Annotated in this window: 16 protein-coding genes and 2 pseudogenes; 15 read left to right on the forward strand and 3 right to left on the reverse strand. The window is 69.4% G+C overall.

Translation table 11 applies throughout. The features are described from left to right. Nucleotides 1–68 precede the first annotated feature (68 nt). The 4 genes from argH (at nucleotide 69) to ACNFOC_RS19290 (ending at nucleotide 4859) form a co-directional block, all read left to right on the forward strand. On the forward strand, nucleotides 69–1502 hold the full coding sequence (gene argH, locus ACNFOC_RS19275) for an argininosuccinate lyase (RefSeq protein ID WP_416960318.1): 1434 nt from the start codon (nucleotides 69–71) through the stop codon (nucleotides 1500–1502). Nucleotides 1503–1680: 178 nt separating this feature from the next. Next, a complete protein-coding gene (locus ACNFOC_RS19280) occupies nucleotides 1681–2652 on the forward strand; it encodes an aldo/keto reductase (RefSeq protein ID WP_416960319.1) in 972 nt (323 codons plus the stop codon). 120 nt (nucleotides 2653–2772) lie between these two features. Further along, nucleotides 2773–3339: a TetR/AcrR family transcriptional regulator gene (locus tag ACNFOC_RS19285; protein ID WP_416960320.1), complete on the forward strand. Its 567-nt coding sequence runs from the start codon at nucleotides 2773–2775 to the stop codon at nucleotides 3337–3339. Beyond that, on the forward strand, nucleotides 3336–4859 hold the full coding sequence (locus ACNFOC_RS19290) for an MFS transporter (protein WP_416960321.1): 1524 nt from the start codon (nucleotides 3336–3338) through the stop codon (nucleotides 4857–4859). Before ACNFOC_RS19285 ends, ACNFOC_RS19290 begins: the two co-directional genes overlap by 4 nt. A 69-nt stretch (nucleotides 4860–4928) precedes the next feature. Here the strand turns inward: ACNFOC_RS19290 and ACNFOC_RS19295 are convergent, their stop codons facing one another. Next, nucleotides 4929–5618: a lysophospholipid acyltransferase family protein gene (locus ACNFOC_RS19295; protein WP_416960322.1), complete on the reverse strand. Its 690-nt coding sequence runs from the start codon at nucleotides 5616–5618 to the stop codon at nucleotides 4929–4931. 302 nt (nucleotides 5619–5920) lie between these two features. On the opposite strand from ACNFOC_RS19295, the gene ACNFOC_RS19300 reads away from it, so the two are divergent. The 3 genes from ACNFOC_RS19300 (at nucleotide 5921) to ACNFOC_RS19310 (ending at nucleotide 8229) form a co-directional block, all read left to right on the forward strand. After that, entirely contained in the window at nucleotides 5921–7105 is a 1185-nt protein-coding gene (locus tag ACNFOC_RS19300) for a glycerophosphodiester phosphodiesterase (RefSeq protein WP_416960323.1), read from the forward strand. A 73-nt stretch (nucleotides 7106–7178) separates the two neighbouring features. Continuing rightward, complete coding sequence (locus tag ACNFOC_RS19305; protein ID WP_416960324.1) at nucleotides 7179–7685, forward strand: sigma-70 family RNA polymerase sigma factor; 507 nt, start codon at nucleotides 7179–7181, stop codon at nucleotides 7683–7685. 46 nt (nucleotides 7686–7731) lie between these two features. Next, nucleotides 7732–8229 (forward strand): GNAT family N-acetyltransferase, encoded by a 498-nt coding sequence (locus tag ACNFOC_RS19310; RefSeq protein WP_033282214.1) that lies wholly within the window; start codon nucleotides 7732–7734, stop codon nucleotides 8227–8229. Here ACNFOC_RS19310 and ACNFOC_RS19315 read toward each other — a convergent pair. Further along, nucleotides 8219–8677, reverse strand: a complete 459-nt coding sequence (locus ACNFOC_RS19315) for a hypothetical protein (protein WP_416960325.1) — start codon at nucleotides 8675–8677, stop codon at nucleotides 8219–8221. The genes ACNFOC_RS19310 and ACNFOC_RS19315 overlap by 11 nt on opposite strands. 1 nt (nucleotide 8678) lies before the next feature. After that, nucleotides 8679–9038, reverse strand: a complete 360-nt coding sequence (locus ACNFOC_RS19320; RefSeq protein ID WP_416960326.1) for a hypothetical protein — start codon at nucleotides 9036–9038, stop codon at nucleotides 8679–8681. Between the two features lie 50 nt (nucleotides 9039–9088). Between ACNFOC_RS19320 and ACNFOC_RS19325 the strand changes: the two genes are divergently transcribed. From ACNFOC_RS19325 to ACNFOC_RS19360, 8 genes and pseudogenes are all read left to right on the forward strand, one after another. Continuing rightward, the gene (locus ACNFOC_RS19325) at nucleotides 9089–9739 is read left to right on the forward strand and encodes an HAD family hydrolase (protein WP_416960327.1); all 651 of its coding nucleotides are present in this window, start codon (nucleotides 9089–9091) and stop codon (nucleotides 9737–9739) included. 324 nt (nucleotides 9740–10063) lie between these two features. After that, on the forward strand, nucleotides 10064–11098 hold the full coding sequence (locus ACNFOC_RS19330; protein WP_416960328.1) for a methionine ABC transporter ATP-binding protein: 1035 nt from the start codon (nucleotides 10064–10066) through the stop codon (nucleotides 11096–11098). Further along, entirely contained in the window at nucleotides 11095–11799 is a 705-nt protein-coding gene (locus ACNFOC_RS19335) for a methionine ABC transporter permease (protein ID WP_416960329.1), read from the forward strand. The genes ACNFOC_RS19330 and ACNFOC_RS19335 overlap by 4 nt, the downstream gene beginning before the upstream one ends. Nucleotides 11800–11887: 88 nt before the next feature. Next, nucleotides 11888–12721 (forward strand): annotated as a pseudogene (locus ACNFOC_RS19340) (MetQ/NlpA family ABC transporter substrate-binding protein); the annotation flags it as partial. Nucleotides 12722–12752: 31 nt separating this feature from the next. After that, nucleotides 12753–13589: a MetQ/NlpA family ABC transporter substrate-binding protein gene (locus tag ACNFOC_RS19345; protein ID WP_416960330.1), complete on the forward strand. Its 837-nt coding sequence runs from the start codon at nucleotides 12753–12755 to the stop codon at nucleotides 13587–13589. 143 nt (nucleotides 13590–13732) lie between these two features. Beyond that, nucleotides 13733–14371: a GNAT family N-acetyltransferase gene (locus ACNFOC_RS19350; protein WP_416960331.1), complete on the forward strand. Its 639-nt coding sequence runs from the start codon at nucleotides 13733–13735 to the stop codon at nucleotides 14369–14371. A 115-nt stretch (nucleotides 14372–14486) separates the two neighbouring features. Continuing rightward, entirely contained in the window at nucleotides 14487–15710 is a 1224-nt protein-coding gene (gene cbiE / locus ACNFOC_RS19355) for a precorrin-6y C5,15-methyltransferase (decarboxylating) subunit CbiE (RefSeq protein ID WP_416960332.1), read from the forward strand. Between the two features lie 383 nt (nucleotides 15711–16093). Further along, nucleotides 16094–16666: pseudogene (locus tag ACNFOC_RS19360) on the forward strand (nicotinate-nucleotide--dimethylbenzimidazole phosphoribosyltransferase); the annotation flags it as partial. Nucleotides 16667–17748: the final 1082 nt, after the last annotated feature.

The following is a 17748-nucleotide window of genomic DNA, read 5'->3' on the forward strand; positions in this document are numbered from 1 at the left end:
CATGCGAGACAATGTAGGGGCACCACAGAACGACGACCCCCATCCACGGCCCTTGAGGAGCAGCGCAAGTGAGCAGCAACAGCGGTGACGTACGGCTCTGGGGCGGTCGTTTCGCCGACGGTCCCGCCGAGGCCCTGGCGAAGCTGTCCGCGTCCGTCCACTTCGACTGGCGGCTCGCGCCCTACGACATCGCCGGTTCCCGCGCCCACGCGCGCGTGCTGCACAAGGCGAACCTCCTTGACGACGACGAGCTGACCCGGATGCTCGCGGGCCTCGACCAGCTCGAAGCGAACGTCGCCGACGGCTCCTTCGTGGGCACGATCGCCGACGAGGACGTCCATACGGCCCTGGAACGCGGCCTGTTGACCATCCTCGGCCCCGACCTCGGCGGCAAGCTGCGGGCCGGCCGCTCGCGCAACGACCAGGTGGCCACCCTCTTCCGCATGTGCCTGCGCGACCACGCGCGTTCGATCGGCGGCCTGATCGCCGACCTCCAGGACGCGCTGGTCGGCCTCGCGGAGGCCCACCCGGACGTGGCGATGCCCGGCCGCACCCACCTCCAGCACGCCCAGCCGGTCCTGTTCGCCCACCACGTGCTGGCCCACGTCCAGTCGCTGTCCCGGGACGCGGAACGCCTGCGCCAGTGGGACGAGCGCACGGCCGTCTCGCCGTACGGCTCGGGCGCGCTCGCGGGTTCCTCCCTCGGCTTGGACCCGGAGGCGGTGGCGAAGGACCTCGGCTTCGAGCACGGCAGCGTCGCCAATTCCATCGACGGCACGGCCTCCCGCGACTTCGTCGCCGAGTTCGCCTTCATCACGGCGATGATCGGGGTGAACCTCTCCCGGATCGCCGAGGAGATCATCATCTGGAACACGAAGGAGTTCTCCTTCGTGACCCTGCACGACGCGTTCTCCACGGGCTCGTCGATCATGCCGCAGAAGAAGAACCCGGACATCGCGGAGCTGGCACGCGGCAAGTCCGGCCGCCTGATCGGCAACCTGACGGGCCTGATGGCCACGCTCAAGGCCCTCCCCCTCGCCTACAACCGCGACCTCCAGGAGGACAAGGAGCCGGTCTTCGACTCCATCGACCAACTCGAGGTCCTGCTCCCGGCGTTCACCGGCATGATGGCCACCCTCACCATCCACCGCGACCGCATGGAGGAACTGGCCCCGGCCGGCTTCTCCCTCGCCACGGACATCGCCGAGTGGCTGGTCAAGCAGGGCGTTCCGTTCCGCGTCGCCCACGAGGTCGCCGGCGAGTGCGTCAAGGTCGCCGAATCCGAGGGCATCGAACTGGACGGCCTCACGGACGAACAGTTCGCGAAGATCTCCCCCCACCTCACCCCCGAGGTGCGCACGGTCCTGAACGTGCCGGGTGCCCTGGCATCCCGCAACGGCCGAGGCGGCACGGCCCCGAGCGCGGTGGCGATCCAACTGGCCGAGGTAAAGCGGGACTTGGCGGCCCAGCACGAGTGGGCCACTGCTAAAAACAAGCGGTAAGGGCGAGTTTTTTTAGGGGCGCGGGGCTGTGTCGATTTGCGGCTCCGCCGCGTGGGCGCGACCAGCCACAACGCACCCGCACCCGCCAAGCGCACCGCAAGAACCCGAGCTCAAGGGCGAAGGTCATCCCGGGTTACGTTGGTCAAAGCCGCACCACAGCCGACCAACGGAGCCCGCGATGCCCTTCGCCCGACTGGCCACAGCGACAACCCCCACCAGCCACCTCGGACTGGGCCTCGCCGCAGTAGGCCGCCCCGGCTACATCAACCTGGGCCGAGAAAAAGACCTCGGAGAGACCCGCACCGTAGAAACCCTCCGCACCCGCACCCACGAACTCCTCGACGCCGCATACGCACAAGGCGTCCGCTACTTCGACGCGGCCCGCTCCTACGGCCGCTCCGAGGAGTTCCTCGCGGACTGGCTGACCGCCCACCCCGACCTCGACGACATCGTGGTGGGCAGCAAGTGGGGCTACACCTACACCGCGGACTGGACCACCGACGCCGAGAAGCACGAAGTCAAGGACCACAGCGTCGGTACGTACGAACGTCAGCGCGCCGAGACCGCGGACCTTTTCGGCGACCGCCTCGACCTCTACCAGATCCACTCGGTGACCCCGGACAGCCCGGCCCTCGCCGACAAGGAACTCCACACGAAACTGGCCGAGTTGGCGGCGACAGGCGTGACCATCGGCTTCTCGACCAGCGGCCCCGCCCAGGCGGACGCGATCCGCGCGGCGCTCACCGTGACGGTGGACGGCGAGCCCCTCTTCCGTACCGTCCAGTCGACCTACAACGCCCTGGAGACCTCGGCGGGCCCGGCCCTCACCGAGGCGCACGACGCCGGCCTCACGGTGATCGTCAAGGAGGGCATGGCCAACGGCAGGCTGGCGGAGCCGTACGCACCGGACGCCCTGAAGGCCGTGGCCGAGGAGACGGCACTGGGCGCGGACGCGGTCGCCCTGGCACTGATCCTGCGCCAGCCGTGGGCCGGCGTGGTCCTCTCCGGCGCGGCCACCCTGGAGCAGCTCGCCTCCAACCTGCACGCGGCGGCCGTAGACCTCGACGAGGACCAGCTGGCCCGCCTGGCGACGCTGGTGGAGGAACCGGGCGCGTACTGGGAGCGGCGCGGCCAGCTGCCCTGGCACTGACGGGACACCTGCACCTACACCTACACCTGCACCTACACCTGCTCCTGCTCCTGTCCGGAGTGGTGAGTCACGCATGCCCACTGTGAGACATGAGTGTCTCATGTGGGTTATGCTTGTCTCATGGCCGTCGACCGTGACCACGTACTGCGCAGCGCAGCCGCCCTGCTCACCCGGAAATCCACGTCCACCATGGACGAGGTCGCCAAGGCGGCCGGAATCAGCCGGGCCACGCTGCACCGCCTCTTCGCGGGGCGTGACGCCCTGGTCCGCGCGCTGGAGTCGCTCGGCATCGCCGAGTGCGAGGCCGCCCTGGACGCGGCGCGCCTGAGCGAGGGGCCGGCGCGCGACGCCGTAGGGCGACTCGTGCGCGAACTGGAACCGGCCGCCGGCCTGCTCGCCTTCCTCTACTCCGAGAACCAGCTGTTCGAGGGCGAGGAACAGAACGAGGGCTGGACCCGGATCGACGACCGGATCGCCGCGCTCTTCCGGCGCGGCCAGTCGAGCGGCGAGTTCCGCATCGACCTCACCCCGGCCTGGCTCACCGAGGCGCTGTACGGCCTGATGGCCTCCGGCGCCTGGGCCGTCCAGGAGGGCCGGGTGGCCGCCAACGACTTCACCCACATGATCGTCGAGCTGTTGCTCGGCGGCGCACTACGCAGAGACGAAACACGGAGAGAGGAATCATGACCAGCACCCTGCGGCCGGCACTCGCGTCGGAGACGGAGAAGCGCCCGGGCCGTTGGCTCGCGCTCTCCGTCCTCGTGCTCGCCGTGCTGCTGGTGGCCGTGGACGCGACGGTCCTGGGCCTCGCAACCCCTTACATCAGCGAGGACTTGAAGCCGTCCGGCACCCAACTCCTCTGGATCGGCGACGTCTACTCCTTCGTCATCGCGGGCCTGCTCGTGTCGATGGGCAGCCTCGGCGACCGAATAGGCCGTAAGAAGATCCTGCTGATCGGAGCCGCGGCGTTCGGCGCGATATCGATCCTCAACGCCTACGCCACGACACCGGAGTTGATGATCCTGGCGCGGGCGCTCCTCGGTGTCGCGGGCGCGACCCTGATGCCCGCCACTCTCGCCCTGATCCGCAACATCTTCCACGACCCGCGCGAACGCAGCCTCGCCGTCGGCATCTGGGGCGCAACGGCCTCCGCCGGTACGGCAGTCGGCCCGGTGGCGGGCGGCTTCCTCCTCGAACACTTCTGGTGGGGCTCGGTCTTCCTCATCAACCTGCCGGTGATGGCGGTCCTGGTCCTGGTGGGCGTCAAGACGCTCCCGGAGTCCAAGAACCCCGACCCCGGCCCCTGGGACCTGACCAGCGTCACGCTCTCCCTGGTCGGTGTGATCGGCGTGGTCTACGCCGTCAAGGAGGCGGCGACCCACGGCTTCGAGTTGCCCTCGCTCACGGTGGGCGCCCTCGGCGCGGCGGCCCTGTACTGGTTCGTACGCCGCCAACTCACGCTCCCGGCACCCCTGTTGGACATGCGCCTGTTCCGTCACCGCGGGTTCAGCGCGGCCGTCCTGGCCGACCTGCTGACCATCCTCGGCCTGTCCGGCCTGGTGTTCTTCCTCTCCCAGTATCTCCAACTGGTCCAGGGGAGGGGCCCGTTCGAGGCGGGCCTGGCCGAAATCCCCGCCGCTGTGGGCGCGGTGGCGGCAGGCCTGATCGCGGGAAGGGTGGCCCGCCGCTTCTCGGTCCGCGCGGTCGTCGCCGGCGGCCTGGCGGCAGTGGGCCTGGCACTGGCCGTACTGACGACTCTCAACCAGTCGACCGGCTACCCGCTCCTGGGCGCCGCGCTCCTGGTGGTAGGCGTAGGCGCCGGCTTCTCCTTCACGGTGACAGCCGACGTCATCCTCTCCTCCGTACCGAAGGACCAAGCGGGCGCGGCCTCAGCGGTCTCGGAAACGGCCTACGAACTGGGCGCGGCCCTGGGCATCGCCGTCCTCGGCTCCATCGTCACGGGCGTGTACCGGGGCTTCGCAGCGCCGGCGGGAACGCCGAGCGGCGCGCACGAGTCGTTGGGCGGAGCGGTGGAGGCAGCGGGCAACATGCCGACACAAACAGCCCAGGAAATGCTGACGTCGGCGAGAGAAGCCTTCGTCGGTGGTCTAAGCGTCGCATCGGCAGTAGGCGCAACGGTCCTACTGGCAACGGCAGTTGCGGCTTGGTTCATGCTCAAGGGGCAGAACCTGGAAGACGCCGGCTAAGGGGATGTTTTTAGGGGCGCGGGGAACTGCGCGACCAGCCCCCACGAACCCGCACTCGACAACGAACCCTTACGCAGCCTTGGCTTTCGTGGCGTACATATCCACGTACTCCTGCCCCGACAACCGCATGACCTCAGTCATCACGGAATCAGTCACAGCCCGCAGCACATACCGATCCCGATCCATCCCCTCATACCGAGAGAACTCCATCGCCTCACCGAACCGAACAGTGACCTTCCCCGGCCGAGGGAACCCCGCCCCACCCGGCTGCAACTTGTCCGTCCCGATCATCGCGAACGGAACAACAGGCGCCCCGGTCATCATCGTGAGCCGCGCGATGCCGGTACGGCCCCGGTACAACCGCCCGTCAGGCGACCGCGTCCCCTCGGGATAGATCCCGAAGACCTTGCCCTCCTCCAGCACCCGCCGCCCGGTCATCAGCGCGGCGACCCCGCCGTTCGCCCCGTCCCGGTCCACCGGAATCATGCCGACGCCGGTGAAGAACCAGGCCATGAGACGGCCCTTGAACCCCTCGCCGGTGACGTACTCGTCCTTGCCGATGAAGAACACCTGCCGGTCGCAGACCAGCGGAAGGATCATCGAGTCGATGAACGTGAGGTGGTTGCCGGCCAGGATCACCGGACCGTCTCCCGGGATGTGCTCGATTCCCTCCACCCGGGGGCGGAACATCAGGCGCATGATCGGTCCGAGCACTGCCTTGATGAGCGCGAAGCGGGACAACGGGCCCTCCGGTGTCAAGGGGTTCGATATAAATCTGTGCAGGTGAGGACGATACTCGCGGCGCCCGGGGTATTGCACATCGGGTTCACCGAGGTCTTACGCAGTGTTGACGCACGTTTACCTGCGGTGCCGCGCCAGGACCGTCCCGTAACCGGGCCGCCATGTTGTGACGCATCTCGCGTTCCTCGGTGACAGCGCGTCAAACCTGCCAGGCGGTACGACATCCAGCGTCACCGCCGTGTTCGGGCCGAGGTCTCCCGCCCGTCATCTACGCGCACCTACGATCGGCGCGCAGCGACGGGGCGACGCCAGGAGGCTTCATGGACACGCAGGGAACGCAGGGGCCGGACGAGCGAGCGGGTGGCACCGGACGGCGGGCGCTGCTCGGCGCCGCCGTGCTCGGCGCGGGAGTGGCCGCACTCGGACCGGCGGGCGCGGCGAGAGCCGCCGAGGCGACGACGGCCCGCCACGGGGGCGGCGGCCTGAAGGACCTGCCCAAGCCGACGATCATCGGTCACCGCGGCACCAGCGGCTACCGCCCGGAGCACACCTTCGGCTCGTACAACCTGGCGCTCGACATGGGCGCCGACATCGTCGAGGCCGGTGACCTCGTCCCCACCAAGGACGGTCACCTCGTCTGCCGGCACGAGCCGGAGATCGGCGGCACGACGAACGTCGCCGACCACCCCGAGTTCGCCTCCCGCAAGACCACCAAGCTGCTGGACGGCGTCTCCACCACCGGCTGGTTCACCGAGGACTTCACGCTCGCCGAGCTGAAGACCCTGCGCGCGATCGAGCGCATCCCGGTCAACCGCCCGCACAACATGCTCTACAACGGCCGCTGGGAGATCCCCACCTTCGAAGAGGTGCTCAAGTGGCAGGACGAGCAGACCCGTAAGCGCGGCAAGCAGGTCTTCATCTACCCCGAGATGAAGCACCCCACCTACTTCCGCAAGCGCGGCTTCGACATGGAGAAGCTGCTCGCGAAGGCCCTGCGCAAGCACGGCAAGGACCGCAGGAACTCGCCGGTCCTCATCCAGTCCTTCGAGCCGACCAGCATCCAGAAGATCAGCAAGCTTGTCGGCAACAACCTGGCGGTGCTGCTGTCCGGCACGGGCACCCGCCCCTTCGACTTCGTCGACCTGGGCGACCCGCGCACGGTCGACGACCTCGTCACGCCGAAGGGCCTCGCCGAGATCGCGACGTACGCGCAGGGCCTGGGCCCGACGCTCGACCTGATCATCACGAAGAACGCCGACGGCAGCCTGAACAAGGAGACCACCCTGGTCGCCGACGCGCACAAGGCGGGCCTGATCCTGCACCCCTACACCATGCGCAACGAGAACCCCTTCCTGCCGCTGGAGTACCGCAAGGGCACGGACGCGGACGCCTACGGCGACGCGTTCGGCGCCTTCAAGCGGTACTTCGCCACCGGCATCGACGGCGTCTTCACCGACAACGCCGACACCGGCCTGCTCGCCCGCGCGGACTTCGTCAACGGCTGAGCCCCGCGCCCCGTTGGAGTGACAGACGGCCGCCCCGGCAACCTTGTGCCGGGGCGGCCGCGTCGTGCCGCATATGACGCACCAACTTGTCGCCACCTTGCGCCCACTGCTCGCCGCCGAGGCCTCTGCCGAGGCATATGCCTCCGGAACCGAGCCCGGCGACCTCGAACAGGCCGTCTGGCTCCGCCTCCTGGAGCGCCTCGACGCCTCCGGCCCCCCGGTCGACCCCCAGCGCTGGCTCCGCCGCGCGGTCCGCTCGGAGGCCCAGCGCACCCGTCGTACCGCACGTCTCGAACAGTCGTACGGCGATGATCCGGTCGACGACAGCGACCGCGGCCCCGAGCAGGCCGCGCTCACGGCGGCGCGGCATCGCGCGCTCCATGACGCGGTGCGCCGGCTGCCGGGCCGTTGCCCGCGGCTGATGGAGGCGCTGCTGTCGCCCAAGGACCTCACTTACCGCGAGATCGCGGGGGAGTTGGGTATCTCACAGGGCAGTCTCGGCCCGGAACGTTCCAGATGTCTGGGATGTCTTCGGCGATTGCTGACGCCGGAGGTTGCGGCCCACGAAGCACGGGGATAGGAGTGAGGAACCAAGTGGCGATCAGGTGAGCGGGAGGCGTGCGCACATGGGCATGAGCGTGACCATCTCGGTGGCGACCGAGCAGGACTCAGAGCAGATCTTCAGGTTGCAGTACCTGTGCTTCCAGAGCGAGGCGGCGCTGTACGGCAACTACCGCATCGACCCGCTCGTCCAGAGTCTCGACTCGGTCCGGAGCGAGGTCGGCTCCGACTGCGTCTTCGTCGCCAGGCTGGGCGAGGAGGTGGTCGGATCGGTCCGCGGCACGGTGACCGAGGACGGCGCGGCTGCCATCGGCAAACTCTGCGTCCACCCGCGCCTCCAGGGCCACGGCATCGGCGCCCGCCTCCTCCGCGCGGCCGAATCGGCCCTCGCCGGTGAGCGCGGCGCCAAGAAGTTCCGCCTGCACACCGGCCACCGCAGCGAGGGCAACCTCCGCCTGTACCGCCGCGTCGGCTACGAGACCGTAGGCACCTCCCAGGGCGACGACGGCGTACCGATGATCGTCCTGGAGAAGCCGGTCGAGGCGTACGTCGCTACGGCGTGACGGTGTCGGCCGGGTCGCCGGAGTCGGCCGTGCGGTTCTTCCGCAGCCAGTAGAGCGCGGACAGCGGCAGCAGCACGGGGATGAAGACGTACCCCGCGCCGTAGTACGACCAGACCGTCGCGTCCGGGAAGGCCGAGCTGTCGATGACGGTCAGCGTTCCGACGATGAGCACACCCGCGAGTTCGGCGGCGCAGCAGACCTGTGCCGCCCTGCGGGCCGTCTCGCCGCCCCGGATCAGGGAGTACGTGATGAATGCGTACACCACGCCCGCCACGGCCGACAGGGAGTAGGCGAGCGGGGCCCGGTCGAACTCGGTGGCGATCTGGTAGACGGAGCGGGACACCGCGCCGACGACCATCACGCCGTAGAACCAGACGAGCAGCATGCCGGGCCCGCTGATGAGACGCTTCGGCTTCTCTTCCACGGTGTTCTCTTCCACGGTGGTCATCTCAGCTTCCCCAGATGTCGTAGAGCCGCACTTCGAGCACGGCGAGGACCACACCGCCGGCCGCGACCGTGATCGAACCCCAACGTGTGCGCTCCGTCAGTGACATGAGGCCCGCCGCCGGGACGGTCGCGAACGCGCCCAGCAGATACGCCACGAAGATCACCGTGCCCTGCTCCGCCTTCTCACCGCGCGCCAACTGCACGATCCCGACCACCAGTTGGACCGTGGCCAGCAGGGTGACGACGGCCATTCCGATGAAGTGCCAGTCCTTGGTCGGCTGATCACGGTAGGCCGCCCACCCGCACCAGGCGGCGAGCAGCAGCGCGGCGACACCGGTCGCCAGCGTCAGGGCATCAAGCATGCAGTGACCCTATTACGGTCCATAAGGCCGCTGACCGTAGGGTCGAGTGCATGAAGATCCACGCTCAAGCCCTCCTGTTCGACAACGACGGCACACTCGTCTCCTCCCTCGAATCCGTGCGCCGGTGCTGGACCCGGTGGGCGGCCGAGTTCGGGATCACCGCCGAGGACTTCGCGCGGGTCGAACTGCACGGGCGGACCGCCGTGGCGATAGCCGCCGACCTGCTGCCCGCCGAGGTCGTCCCGGCGGCGGTCGCGTGGATCGAGGCGCTGGAGGTGGAGGACGTGCCCAACGGCGGTGCGACCCTGCTGCCCGGCACCCGGGACTTCCTCGACTCGCTGCCCGCCGACCGCTGGGCCGTTGTCACCTCCGCCACCCGCCGGCTCGCCGAGGCCCGGCTCGCGCACGCAGGCATCCTCCCCAAGACCCTCGTGGTCGCCGAGGACGTCAGGCGCGGCAAGCCCGACCCCGAGCCCTACCTCCTCGCCGCCCGCCAACTGGGCGTCGACCCGGCCCGCTGCGTCGTCTTCGAGGACGCCCCGGCGGGACTCCAGGCCGGCCGCGCGGCCGGAATGATCACCGTGGCATTGGCCACAACCCACCAGGCCCACGAGCTCGACGCCGACCTTGTTGTGAGTGACCTGTCAGCCCTGTCTGCCCTGGTCAGTGACGGGGGAGTCGAGATCTCCGTACGCGGCTGACGGGCGTCCGCCGCTGTCCGGCATGCGGACAGCGGCCCTTTGTCAGGACCGTACGTCTGCTTTACTGATTCCATGACCACGACGAGCAGCCGCACCCTTGCGACCGAGGCGACCCTGACGCCCGGTGCTCGTTGTATGTGTCGAATGTGCGCCTTCTAGAGGGCCCCCGCACCACCCCAGAGCCTCGCGCCCCGAAGCGAGCCGTCGTGGCATGTGCGTGTCCATACGCCTTGTGTCGTATGTGACCGACGCCGCCCCGCGCACATTTCCCCCCTCGTACCAGGGCACACCCACGCCCGCGTACCCGACAGTCATGGAACCCCAGTGATCACCACATCGGGCCTGACCAAGGTCTACCGCTCACGCGGCCGTGAGGTCACCGCCCTCGACGGCGTCGATCTCCACGTCCGCGAAGGCGAGGTCTACGGCGTCATCGGCCAGTCCGGCGCCGGCAAGTCCTCGCTCATCCGCTGCGTCAACCTGCTGGAGAAGCCCACCGCCGGCACGGTCACCGTCGCCGGGCAGGACCTCACCGCCCTCGCCGGGCGCGGACCGCGCGCCGGACGGGAACTCCGGCAGGCGCGCAGCCGTATCGGCATGGTCTTCCAGCACTTCAACCTGCTCTCCTCGCGGACCGTCCAGGACAACATCGAGCTGCCGCTCGAGATCCTCGGCAAGTCCGGGAGGGAACGGTCCGCCAAGGCCCTCGAACTCCTCGACCTCGTCGGGCTCGCCGACAAGGCGAAGGCCTACCCGGCCCAGCTCTCCGGCGGTCAGAAGCAGCGCGTCGGCATCGCCCGCGCCCTGGCCGGCGACCCCAAGGTGCTGCTCTCCGACGAGGCCACCAGCGCGCTCGACCCGGAGACCACCCGCTCGATCCTCCAGCTGCTGCGCGACCTGAACCGGCAGCTGGGCCTGACCGTCCTGCTCATCACCCATGAGATGGACGTCGTCAAGAACGTCTGCGACTCGGCCGCCCTGATGGAGAACGGCCGCATCGTCGAGTCCGGCACGGTGAGCGAACTGCTCGCGACCCCGGGCTCCGCGCTGGCCTCCGCGCTCTTCCCGGTCAGCGGCGAGGCGCACGGCGAGGACCGCACGGTCGTCGACGTCACCTTCCACGGCGAGGCCGCCACCCAGCCCGTCATCTCCCAGCTCTCGCGCACCTACAACATCGACATCTCGATCCTCGGCGCCGCCATCGACACCGTCGGCGGACTCCAGGTCGGCCGCATGCGCATCGAACTGCCCGGCCGCTACGAGGACAACGTGGTGCCGATCGGCTTCCTGCGCGAACAGGGCCTACAGATCGACGTGTTGGGCCAGGAGCCCGTACTGCTGAAGGAAGGTGCCAAGTGACCTGGTCGGAGATGCAGCCGCTGCTGTCCCAGGCGTGTTGGGACACGCTGTACATGGTCGGCTGGTCCACGGTCATCGCCGTCGTCGGCGGACTCCCGCTCGGCATCCTGCTCGTCCTGACCGACCGCGGCGGACTGCTCCAGAACCTCGCCGCCAACAAGGTCATCGGGCAGATCGTGAACGTCGCCCGCTCGCTGCCGTTCATCATCCTCATGGTCGCGCTGATGAACTTCACCCGGACCATCACGGGGACGACGATCGGCCGCGAGGCCGCCATCGTGCCGCTCGCGATCGGGGCAATCCCCTTTTTCGCACGCCTTGTTGAGACAGCTGTCCGCGAAGTGGACGGCGGGCTCGTCGAGGCCGTGCAGTCGATGGGCGGCAACACCTGGACGATCGTGCGCAAGGTCCTCGTACCGGAGTCCCTGCCCTCGCTGATCTCCAGCACCACCACCACGATCGTCGCGCTCATCGGCTACTCCGCCATGGCCGGCACGGTCGGCGCCGGCGGTCTCGGCGACATCGCCATCCGCTACGGCTACCAGCGCTTCGAGACCCAGCTGATGTGGATCACCGTGGCGATCCTCGCGGTCGTCATCTCCCTCATCCAGTTCGCCGGCGACTACGCGGCCCGCTCGGTCCACCGGCGCGGCGGACGGTCAGGACCCGCGCCGAGGCTACGGCTGCTGAAGGCCGCGTAAGCACACCCCGGCACCCCACCCCACAGGCTCCCCGCACCACCCATCGCGGGGTCGTACCACGCAACACCCTTCAGGAAAGGCACTTTTCGTGCGTAACACCGCAAAGCTCACCACCGCCGTCCTCGCCGCCGGAGCCCTCACCTTCGCGCTCTCGGCCTGCGGTTCGGACAAGGGTTCCTCCTCGGCCTCCTCCGACTACAGCGGACCGCTGGTCGTCGCCGCGAGCCCCACGCCGCACGCCGAGATCCTCGACTACGTCAAGGACCACCTGGCGAAGAAGGCCGGACTCGACCTGGAGGTCAAGGAGTTCACCGACTACGTCACGCCGAACACGGCGACCGAGGACGGCTCGGTGGGCGCCAACTACTTCCAGAACCAGCCGTACCTGGACGACTTCAACAAGAAGAACGGCACCCACATCGTGCCCGTCGTCACGGTCCACCTGGAGCCGCTCGGCCTCTACTCCCACAAGGTCAAGAGCGCCGACGCCCTCAAGAGCGGCGCGACGGTCGCCGTCCCGAACGACAGCGTGAACGAGGCCCGTGCCCTCAAGCTGCTCGCGGCGAACGGGCTGATCACCCTCAAGTCCGGTGTGGGCAACGAGGCGACCCCCGCGGACATCACCAAGAACCCGAAGAAGCTCAAGTTCAAGGAGTTGGAGGCGGCCCAGACCCCGCGCTCCCTGGACGACGTCGACGCGGCCGTCATCAACGGCAACTACGCGATCTCCTCGGGCCTGAAGCCCGCCAAGGACGCCCTCGTCCTGGAGTCCGCGACGAACAACCCGTACGGCAACTTCCTCGCGGTGAAGAAGGGCAACGAGAAGGACCCGCGCGTCAAGAAGCTCGCGAAGCTGCTGACTTCGCCCGAGGTGAAGAAGTTCATCGAGGACAAGTACGCCGGTTCCGTCATTCCGTCATTCCGTCCTTCTGAGCCGAGTCGGGGGATTCACCATGCGCAAGGGCATCGCCGTCACGGCGACGGGACTCGCCGTGACCTTCTTCGGCCTCACGGCCTGCGGTTCGGGCTCCGACTCCGGCAAGAGCGGTGGCAAGGACGACGGCACCCTCGTCGTCGGCGCCACCGCCGTGCCGGCCGGCGAGGTCCTGACGTACATCAAGGACAACCTCGCCGAGAAGGCCGGACTGAAGCTGGAGATCAAGGAGTTCACGGACTACGTCCTGCCGAACACCGCGCTCCAGGAGGGCTCGCTGGACGCGAACCTCTACCAGAACCAGCCCTTCCTGGACGAGTTCAACAAGTCCAAGGGCACCGACCTGGTCTCCGTCGTCCAGGCGTACCTGCCGCCGATGGGCGTGTACTCCAAGAAGATCCAGGACATCGTGAAGCTCGCCGACGGAGCCACCGTCGCCGTGCCGAACGAGACCACCAACGAGGGACGCGCCCTCAAACTCCTCGCCGCCAAGGGGCTGATCACGCTCAAGGCGGGGGCGGGAACCGACGCGTCGCCGGCGGACGTCACGGCCAACCCGAAGCACCTGAGGTTCAAGGAGCTGGACCCCGCCCAACTGCCGCGCTCGCTCGACGACTTGGACGTGGCCGTCATCAACAACAACTACGCCCAGGACGCGGGCCTCAGCCCCGCGAAGGACGCGATCCTCCTGGAGTCGGCGAAGGACAACCCCTACGCCAACCTCCTGGCCGTCAAACGCGGCAACGAGGACGACCCCCGCGTCGAGAAGCTCGCGAAGCTTCTCGTCTCCGCCGACGTGAAGAAGTTCATAGCGGAGAAGTACAAGGGCTCCGTCCTGCCGGTCACTTCCGGCTGACGGGGGCGTATACGGCGTATCACCACGCACGGGGTCCACTCGCTCACCGCGGGTGGACCCCGTGGTGCGGTTCACTGCTTTGATGCTGCATGCTGGGCAGTTCAGGTTGCCCTGAACATTTTCCGAAGGTTACGGAGCGGCGCATGACGAGCACCTTCCCCAACATCTCCATCAGCACGGAGCGGTTGGTGCTGCGGCCCCTCGACGAGGACGACGTGCCTGCCCTGACCGAGATGATGAACGACGAACAGGTCGCGGCCTGGACCGACGTCCCCCAGCCGTTCACCGAGGCCGGCGCCCGCCGGTGGATCACCGACTACGCGCCCGCCGAACGGACTTCGGGCCGCGGCCTCGACCTCGCCGTCACCGAGTTCCTCACCCAACGGCTCGTCGGCGTCGTCCAGTTGACCAAGACCGACTGGCACATCCGGTCCACCGAGCTGTCGTACATCATCGCCCCCTGGGCCCGTGGCGAGGGCTACGCCTCCGAGGCGGCGCTCGCCACCGCCCAATGGCTGTTCGGGGACCAGAAGTTGGAGCGCATCGAACTGCGCACCGCCGCCGACAACACGGCCTCACAGCAGGTGGCCCAGAAGATCGGCTGCATCAGTGAGGGCGTCCTGCGGGGCGCGTGCATAGTGCATGTCCACGGCGACGACGGCACCTGGAGCGACGTCCGCACCGACTTCATCGTGTGGAGCCTCCTCCCGGAGGACCTGGAGGGCACGGCCGAACAACTCGAGGACGTCGACGGTTTCACGTCACTCGCCGACTGGAACTGAATTCGGCGGGTACGACCACGGGAGCACCGCCCAGCCGCACCAGGTACCCTCACGGTGCCCGCGTACGGGCCGCTTCCCCCGACTACCTGCGAATCACCCCTGGAGACTGACGACGATGGCCGACCGCGTCACGGTGATCGGCTGGGACGGCTCTCCGCTGACCGCCGCGGCACGCTCCGCCCTCGCCGCCGCCACCCTGGTGGCCGGCGCGCCGCACCATCTCGCGCTCCCCGAGGTACCGCCGCGCGCCGAGCGCATCCGCCTCGGCAGCGTCGCCCTCGCCGCCCGCCGCATCGCCGGCCACCGCGGCACCGCGGTCGTGTTCGCCGACGGGGACCCCGGCTTCTTCGGAGTCGTACGGACCCTGCACGCACCCGAGTTCGGCCTGGAGGTCGAAGTCGTCCCCGCCGTCTCCTCCGTGGCCGCCGCCTTCGCCCGCGCCGGGATGCCCTGGGACGACGCACAGGTGGTCGTCGCACACCGGCGCACCCTGCGACGCGCGGTGAACGTGTGCCGGGCCCACACAAAAGTCGCCGTCCTCACCTCACCGGGCGCCGGCCCGGCCGAACTCGGCCTCCTCATGGAGGGCGTCCACCGCACCTTCGTCATCTGCGAGGAACTGGGCACCGAGCACGAGCAGGTCACCGTCCTCACCTCCGACAAGGCCGCCGACCGCACCTGGCGCGACCCCAACGTCGTCATCGTCATGGGCGGCCCGGTCGGCCCGGCCGTCCCCAAGACCAGCGGCGAGGGCTGGATCGCCGGCCGCGACCCGGCCGCCGTCGCCCGCGGCTGGACCCTGCCCGCCGAGGCCTACGGCGGTGAGCTCGGCGAAGGTGAGACGGATCTGCTCCGGGCCGCCCAACTCGCCCGCCTGGGCCCGCGTGTCGGAGACCTGGTGTGGGACATCGGCTGCGGCAGCGGCGCCTTCGCCATCGAGGCCGCCCGCGCCGGAGCCGCCGTCATCGCCGTCGACCGCGACACCCAGGCCTGCACCCGCACCGACTCCGCCGCCCGGAGCTTCGGCGTGCACCTCCAGATCGTCCAGGGCGACGCCCCGCACATCCTGGAGAACCTCCCCGAACCCGACGTAGTACGCGTCGGCGGCGGGGGAGTGGCCGTCGTCTCCGCGGTCGCCGACCGGCGCCCGCAGCGCATCGTGGCGCACGCCTCCACCCGCGACGAGGCCGAACTCGTCGGCCGCGACCTGACGGAGCACGGCTACCACGTGGAGTGCGCCCTCCTCCAGTCCGTCGAACTCGACACCAGGGCCTGGACGGAGACGGAACGGAGCGTCGCGTTCCTGCTCAGCGGCCTCCTTCCGGAGCGCGTTTCGTGACCCTCGCACCGTCCCCGTGATCCTGTTGTCGTACTGCGCGCGGTAGGCTGGCGGACTGTTGTACCGCATCGGGTGACCCGGCACTTCGTTCGTCAATGTCCGGAAAACCCGCCCGTTTTGGGGTGAGTGTGGTACGGCGGAACCGGAGGACGCGCAACGTGGCGCAGTCCACAGCGAGCTGTCGCGGGTCAACCTGTCGCGACGGCCGAACGGGCGCGAGAATGCCAGTCAATGGCTTTGTCGTCTAAATGGCTTTGTCGCTTTTTGACGTCGGGTCGTTCGTGCCGCTGGACAGGCACGCTCGTTCTCCACTGCGGGGCGGTCGGTGCGCCGTTCCCGGTGAGCGGGTCGTAGAAGCACTAACCGATGGGCGAGGGGTACGCATGACCGACACCGGCCAGATCCCGGCCGAGGGGCTGCCGGAGAACGCAGGCATGGTGGAACAGCCAGGCGTTCCCGCGCACGGCGCGTACACCTACCTCTCCGAGACCACCGCCGAGGACGAAGACCTGTTGCTGCTGCCGGGCGCCCAGGGCGCCTGGGGCAACGAGGTCCCGCCCCCCGCCCCCGAGCCCGTCGTCGAGACGGTCCAGCAGCCGGTTCCGCAGGAGGCCGCGCCGCATGAGGCGGGTGTCCATGAGCCGGGCGCGCAGGAGGCTGCCGCGTACGAGGCCGCTTTGCACGAGGCCGGTCCGTACGAGGCCGCCGCACATGAGCCGGGTCCGCACGAGACGGCCGGCCGTGACAGCGGTTCCGTCGATCTGGGAGGCGTCCGGCTTCCCGCGTCGCCGCCGCCCGCGCCGGTTCCGCCGCGCCGCCCGCTGCACCTCGGCCCGCCCCTCCCCGACACCTCCGCGAGCCCGGTCCGCTCCCTCGCCGACCGCGGCCCCGCGGGTGCGCCGGTACGGCAGCCGGGCCCGCAGACGACCGGCCCCGAGTACTTCGACGCACCCCAACTCCGCGACCAGCCCCCGCAGGGCGCGACTCCCTGGGGCGCCCAGGCTCCGGTGAGCGCGGGGGTGCCGACAGCGGAAACGGTTGTTCCGGTTGGCGAATCGGAGGGCCAGTCGGTCGGCGGGGGGATCGCCATGGCCCTGGACGCCGGGGTCGTCGTGCCGGAACCGGAACCGGGTCCCGTCATGACCGCGGGCGCGAGCACCGGTAAGGACGCTGACCTGGCGCAGGCTCCCGACGCCGGCGGGGCGTGGCAGGGACATGGGCAGATGTTCGCGGGGGAGCCCGCGGCCGCCTTCGCCCACGTGAGCACGGAGAGCTCCGGGAACGCCGGTGTCAGTGTTGCCGAGGTGGGGCAACTGCCGGAGAACGCCGAGGAGTTGGTCGCCGAGCAGGCGCAGGTCCAGGTCCAGGCCCCCGTGCAGGCGCAGGTGGATGTGCCGGGCTCCGATGTCGGGTTCGCGCCGGGTGGTGACGGGCACGGTGGTGACGCCGGGTACGTGCTGGAGGGTGCGGGTGCCTTCGAGGCTGTGCCGGTTCCCGGGGGCGCGTTCGTCGTGGATGCCGAGCAGGAGCTGGGCCAGGTTGCCGCTCCGGTTGTGGTGCCGGTTGCCGTGCCGGGTGCCGATGTCATGCCGGAGCCTGAGGCCGTGCCGGTTCCCGAGGCGGCGTTCGCCCCCGAGGTCGAGGCTGAGGCGCTGCCGGAGGCCGTTGATGTGGCGGGAGCCGGAGAGGGCTTCGACGCCGGTTTCGCTGCCGCGAACGAGCAAGGCGCTGAGGCCGAGGCGGTCTATGGCGCCGAGCAGGTTGCCCAGCCCGTACTCGCTCAGGGTCCCGAAGAGGTACTCGCGCAAGCTGTCGCCCCCGAGCCGGCGTTGGCTCATGACGCCGCGCAGCAGCCCGAAGCCGTAGCCGCTCCGGAGCCGGTCCAGGCAGAGGACGTCACGTACGCCCCCGGGGTCCCCGTTCCAGCGGACGTTCGGTCGATTGAGGGACGCGACGAAGGCTCTGCGTCCCGCGCCGCCGACCGACAGCGACCGTGAGGATCCGCCGGGTGACGGCGGTCGCCCGACCGAGGAACGGT

Source organism: Streptomyces colwelliae (assembly GCF_048158785.1).
Lineage (GTDB): Bacteria > Actinomycetota > Actinomycetes > Streptomycetales > Streptomycetaceae > Streptomyces.

What these genes read in the sequence shown, in the direction of transcription:
- ACNFOC_RS19280 (WP_416960319.1), top strand. Translation starts at nt 1,681, where the DNA reads ATGCCCTTCGCCCGACTGGCCACAGCGACAACCCCCACCAGCCACCTC.
- ACNFOC_RS19310 (WP_033282214.1), top strand. Translation starts at nt 7,732, where the DNA reads ATGGGCATGAGCGTGACCATCTCGGTGGCGACCGAGCAGGACTCAGAG.
- cbiE (WP_416960332.1), top strand. Translation starts at nt 14,487, where the DNA reads ATGGCCGACCGCGTCACGGTGATCGGCTGGGACGGCTCTCCGCTGACC.
- ACNFOC_RS19300 (WP_416960323.1), top strand. Translation starts at nt 5,921, where the DNA reads ATGGACACGCAGGGAACGCAGGGGCCGGACGAGCGAGCGGGTGGCACC.
- ACNFOC_RS19315 (WP_416960325.1), bottom strand. Translation starts at nt 8,677, where the DNA reads ATGACCACCGTGGAAGAGAACACCGTGGAAGAGAAGCCGAAGCGTCTC.
- ACNFOC_RS19305 (WP_416960324.1), top strand. Translation starts at nt 7,179, where the DNA reads ATGACGCACCAACTTGTCGCCACCTTGCGCCCACTGCTCGCCGCCGAG.
- ACNFOC_RS19320 (WP_416960326.1), bottom strand. Translation starts at nt 9,038, where the DNA reads ATGCTTGATGCCCTGACGCTGGCGACCGGTGTCGCCGCGCTGCTGCTC.
- ACNFOC_RS19290 (WP_416960321.1), top strand. Translation starts at nt 3,336, where the DNA reads ATGACCAGCACCCTGCGGCCGGCACTCGCGTCGGAGACGGAGAAGCGC.
- ACNFOC_RS19350 (WP_416960331.1), top strand. Translation starts at nt 13,733, where the DNA reads ATGACGAGCACCTTCCCCAACATCTCCATCAGCACGGAGCGGTTGGTG.
- ACNFOC_RS19285 (WP_416960320.1), top strand. Translation starts at nt 2,773, where the DNA reads ATGGCCGTCGACCGTGACCACGTACTGCGCAGCGCAGCCGCCCTGCTC.
- ACNFOC_RS19345 (WP_416960330.1), top strand. Translation starts at nt 12,753, where the DNA reads ATGCGCAAGGGCATCGCCGTCACGGCGACGGGACTCGCCGTGACCTTC.
- ACNFOC_RS19325 (WP_416960327.1), top strand. Translation starts at nt 9,089, where the DNA reads ATGAAGATCCACGCTCAAGCCCTCCTGTTCGACAACGACGGCACACTC.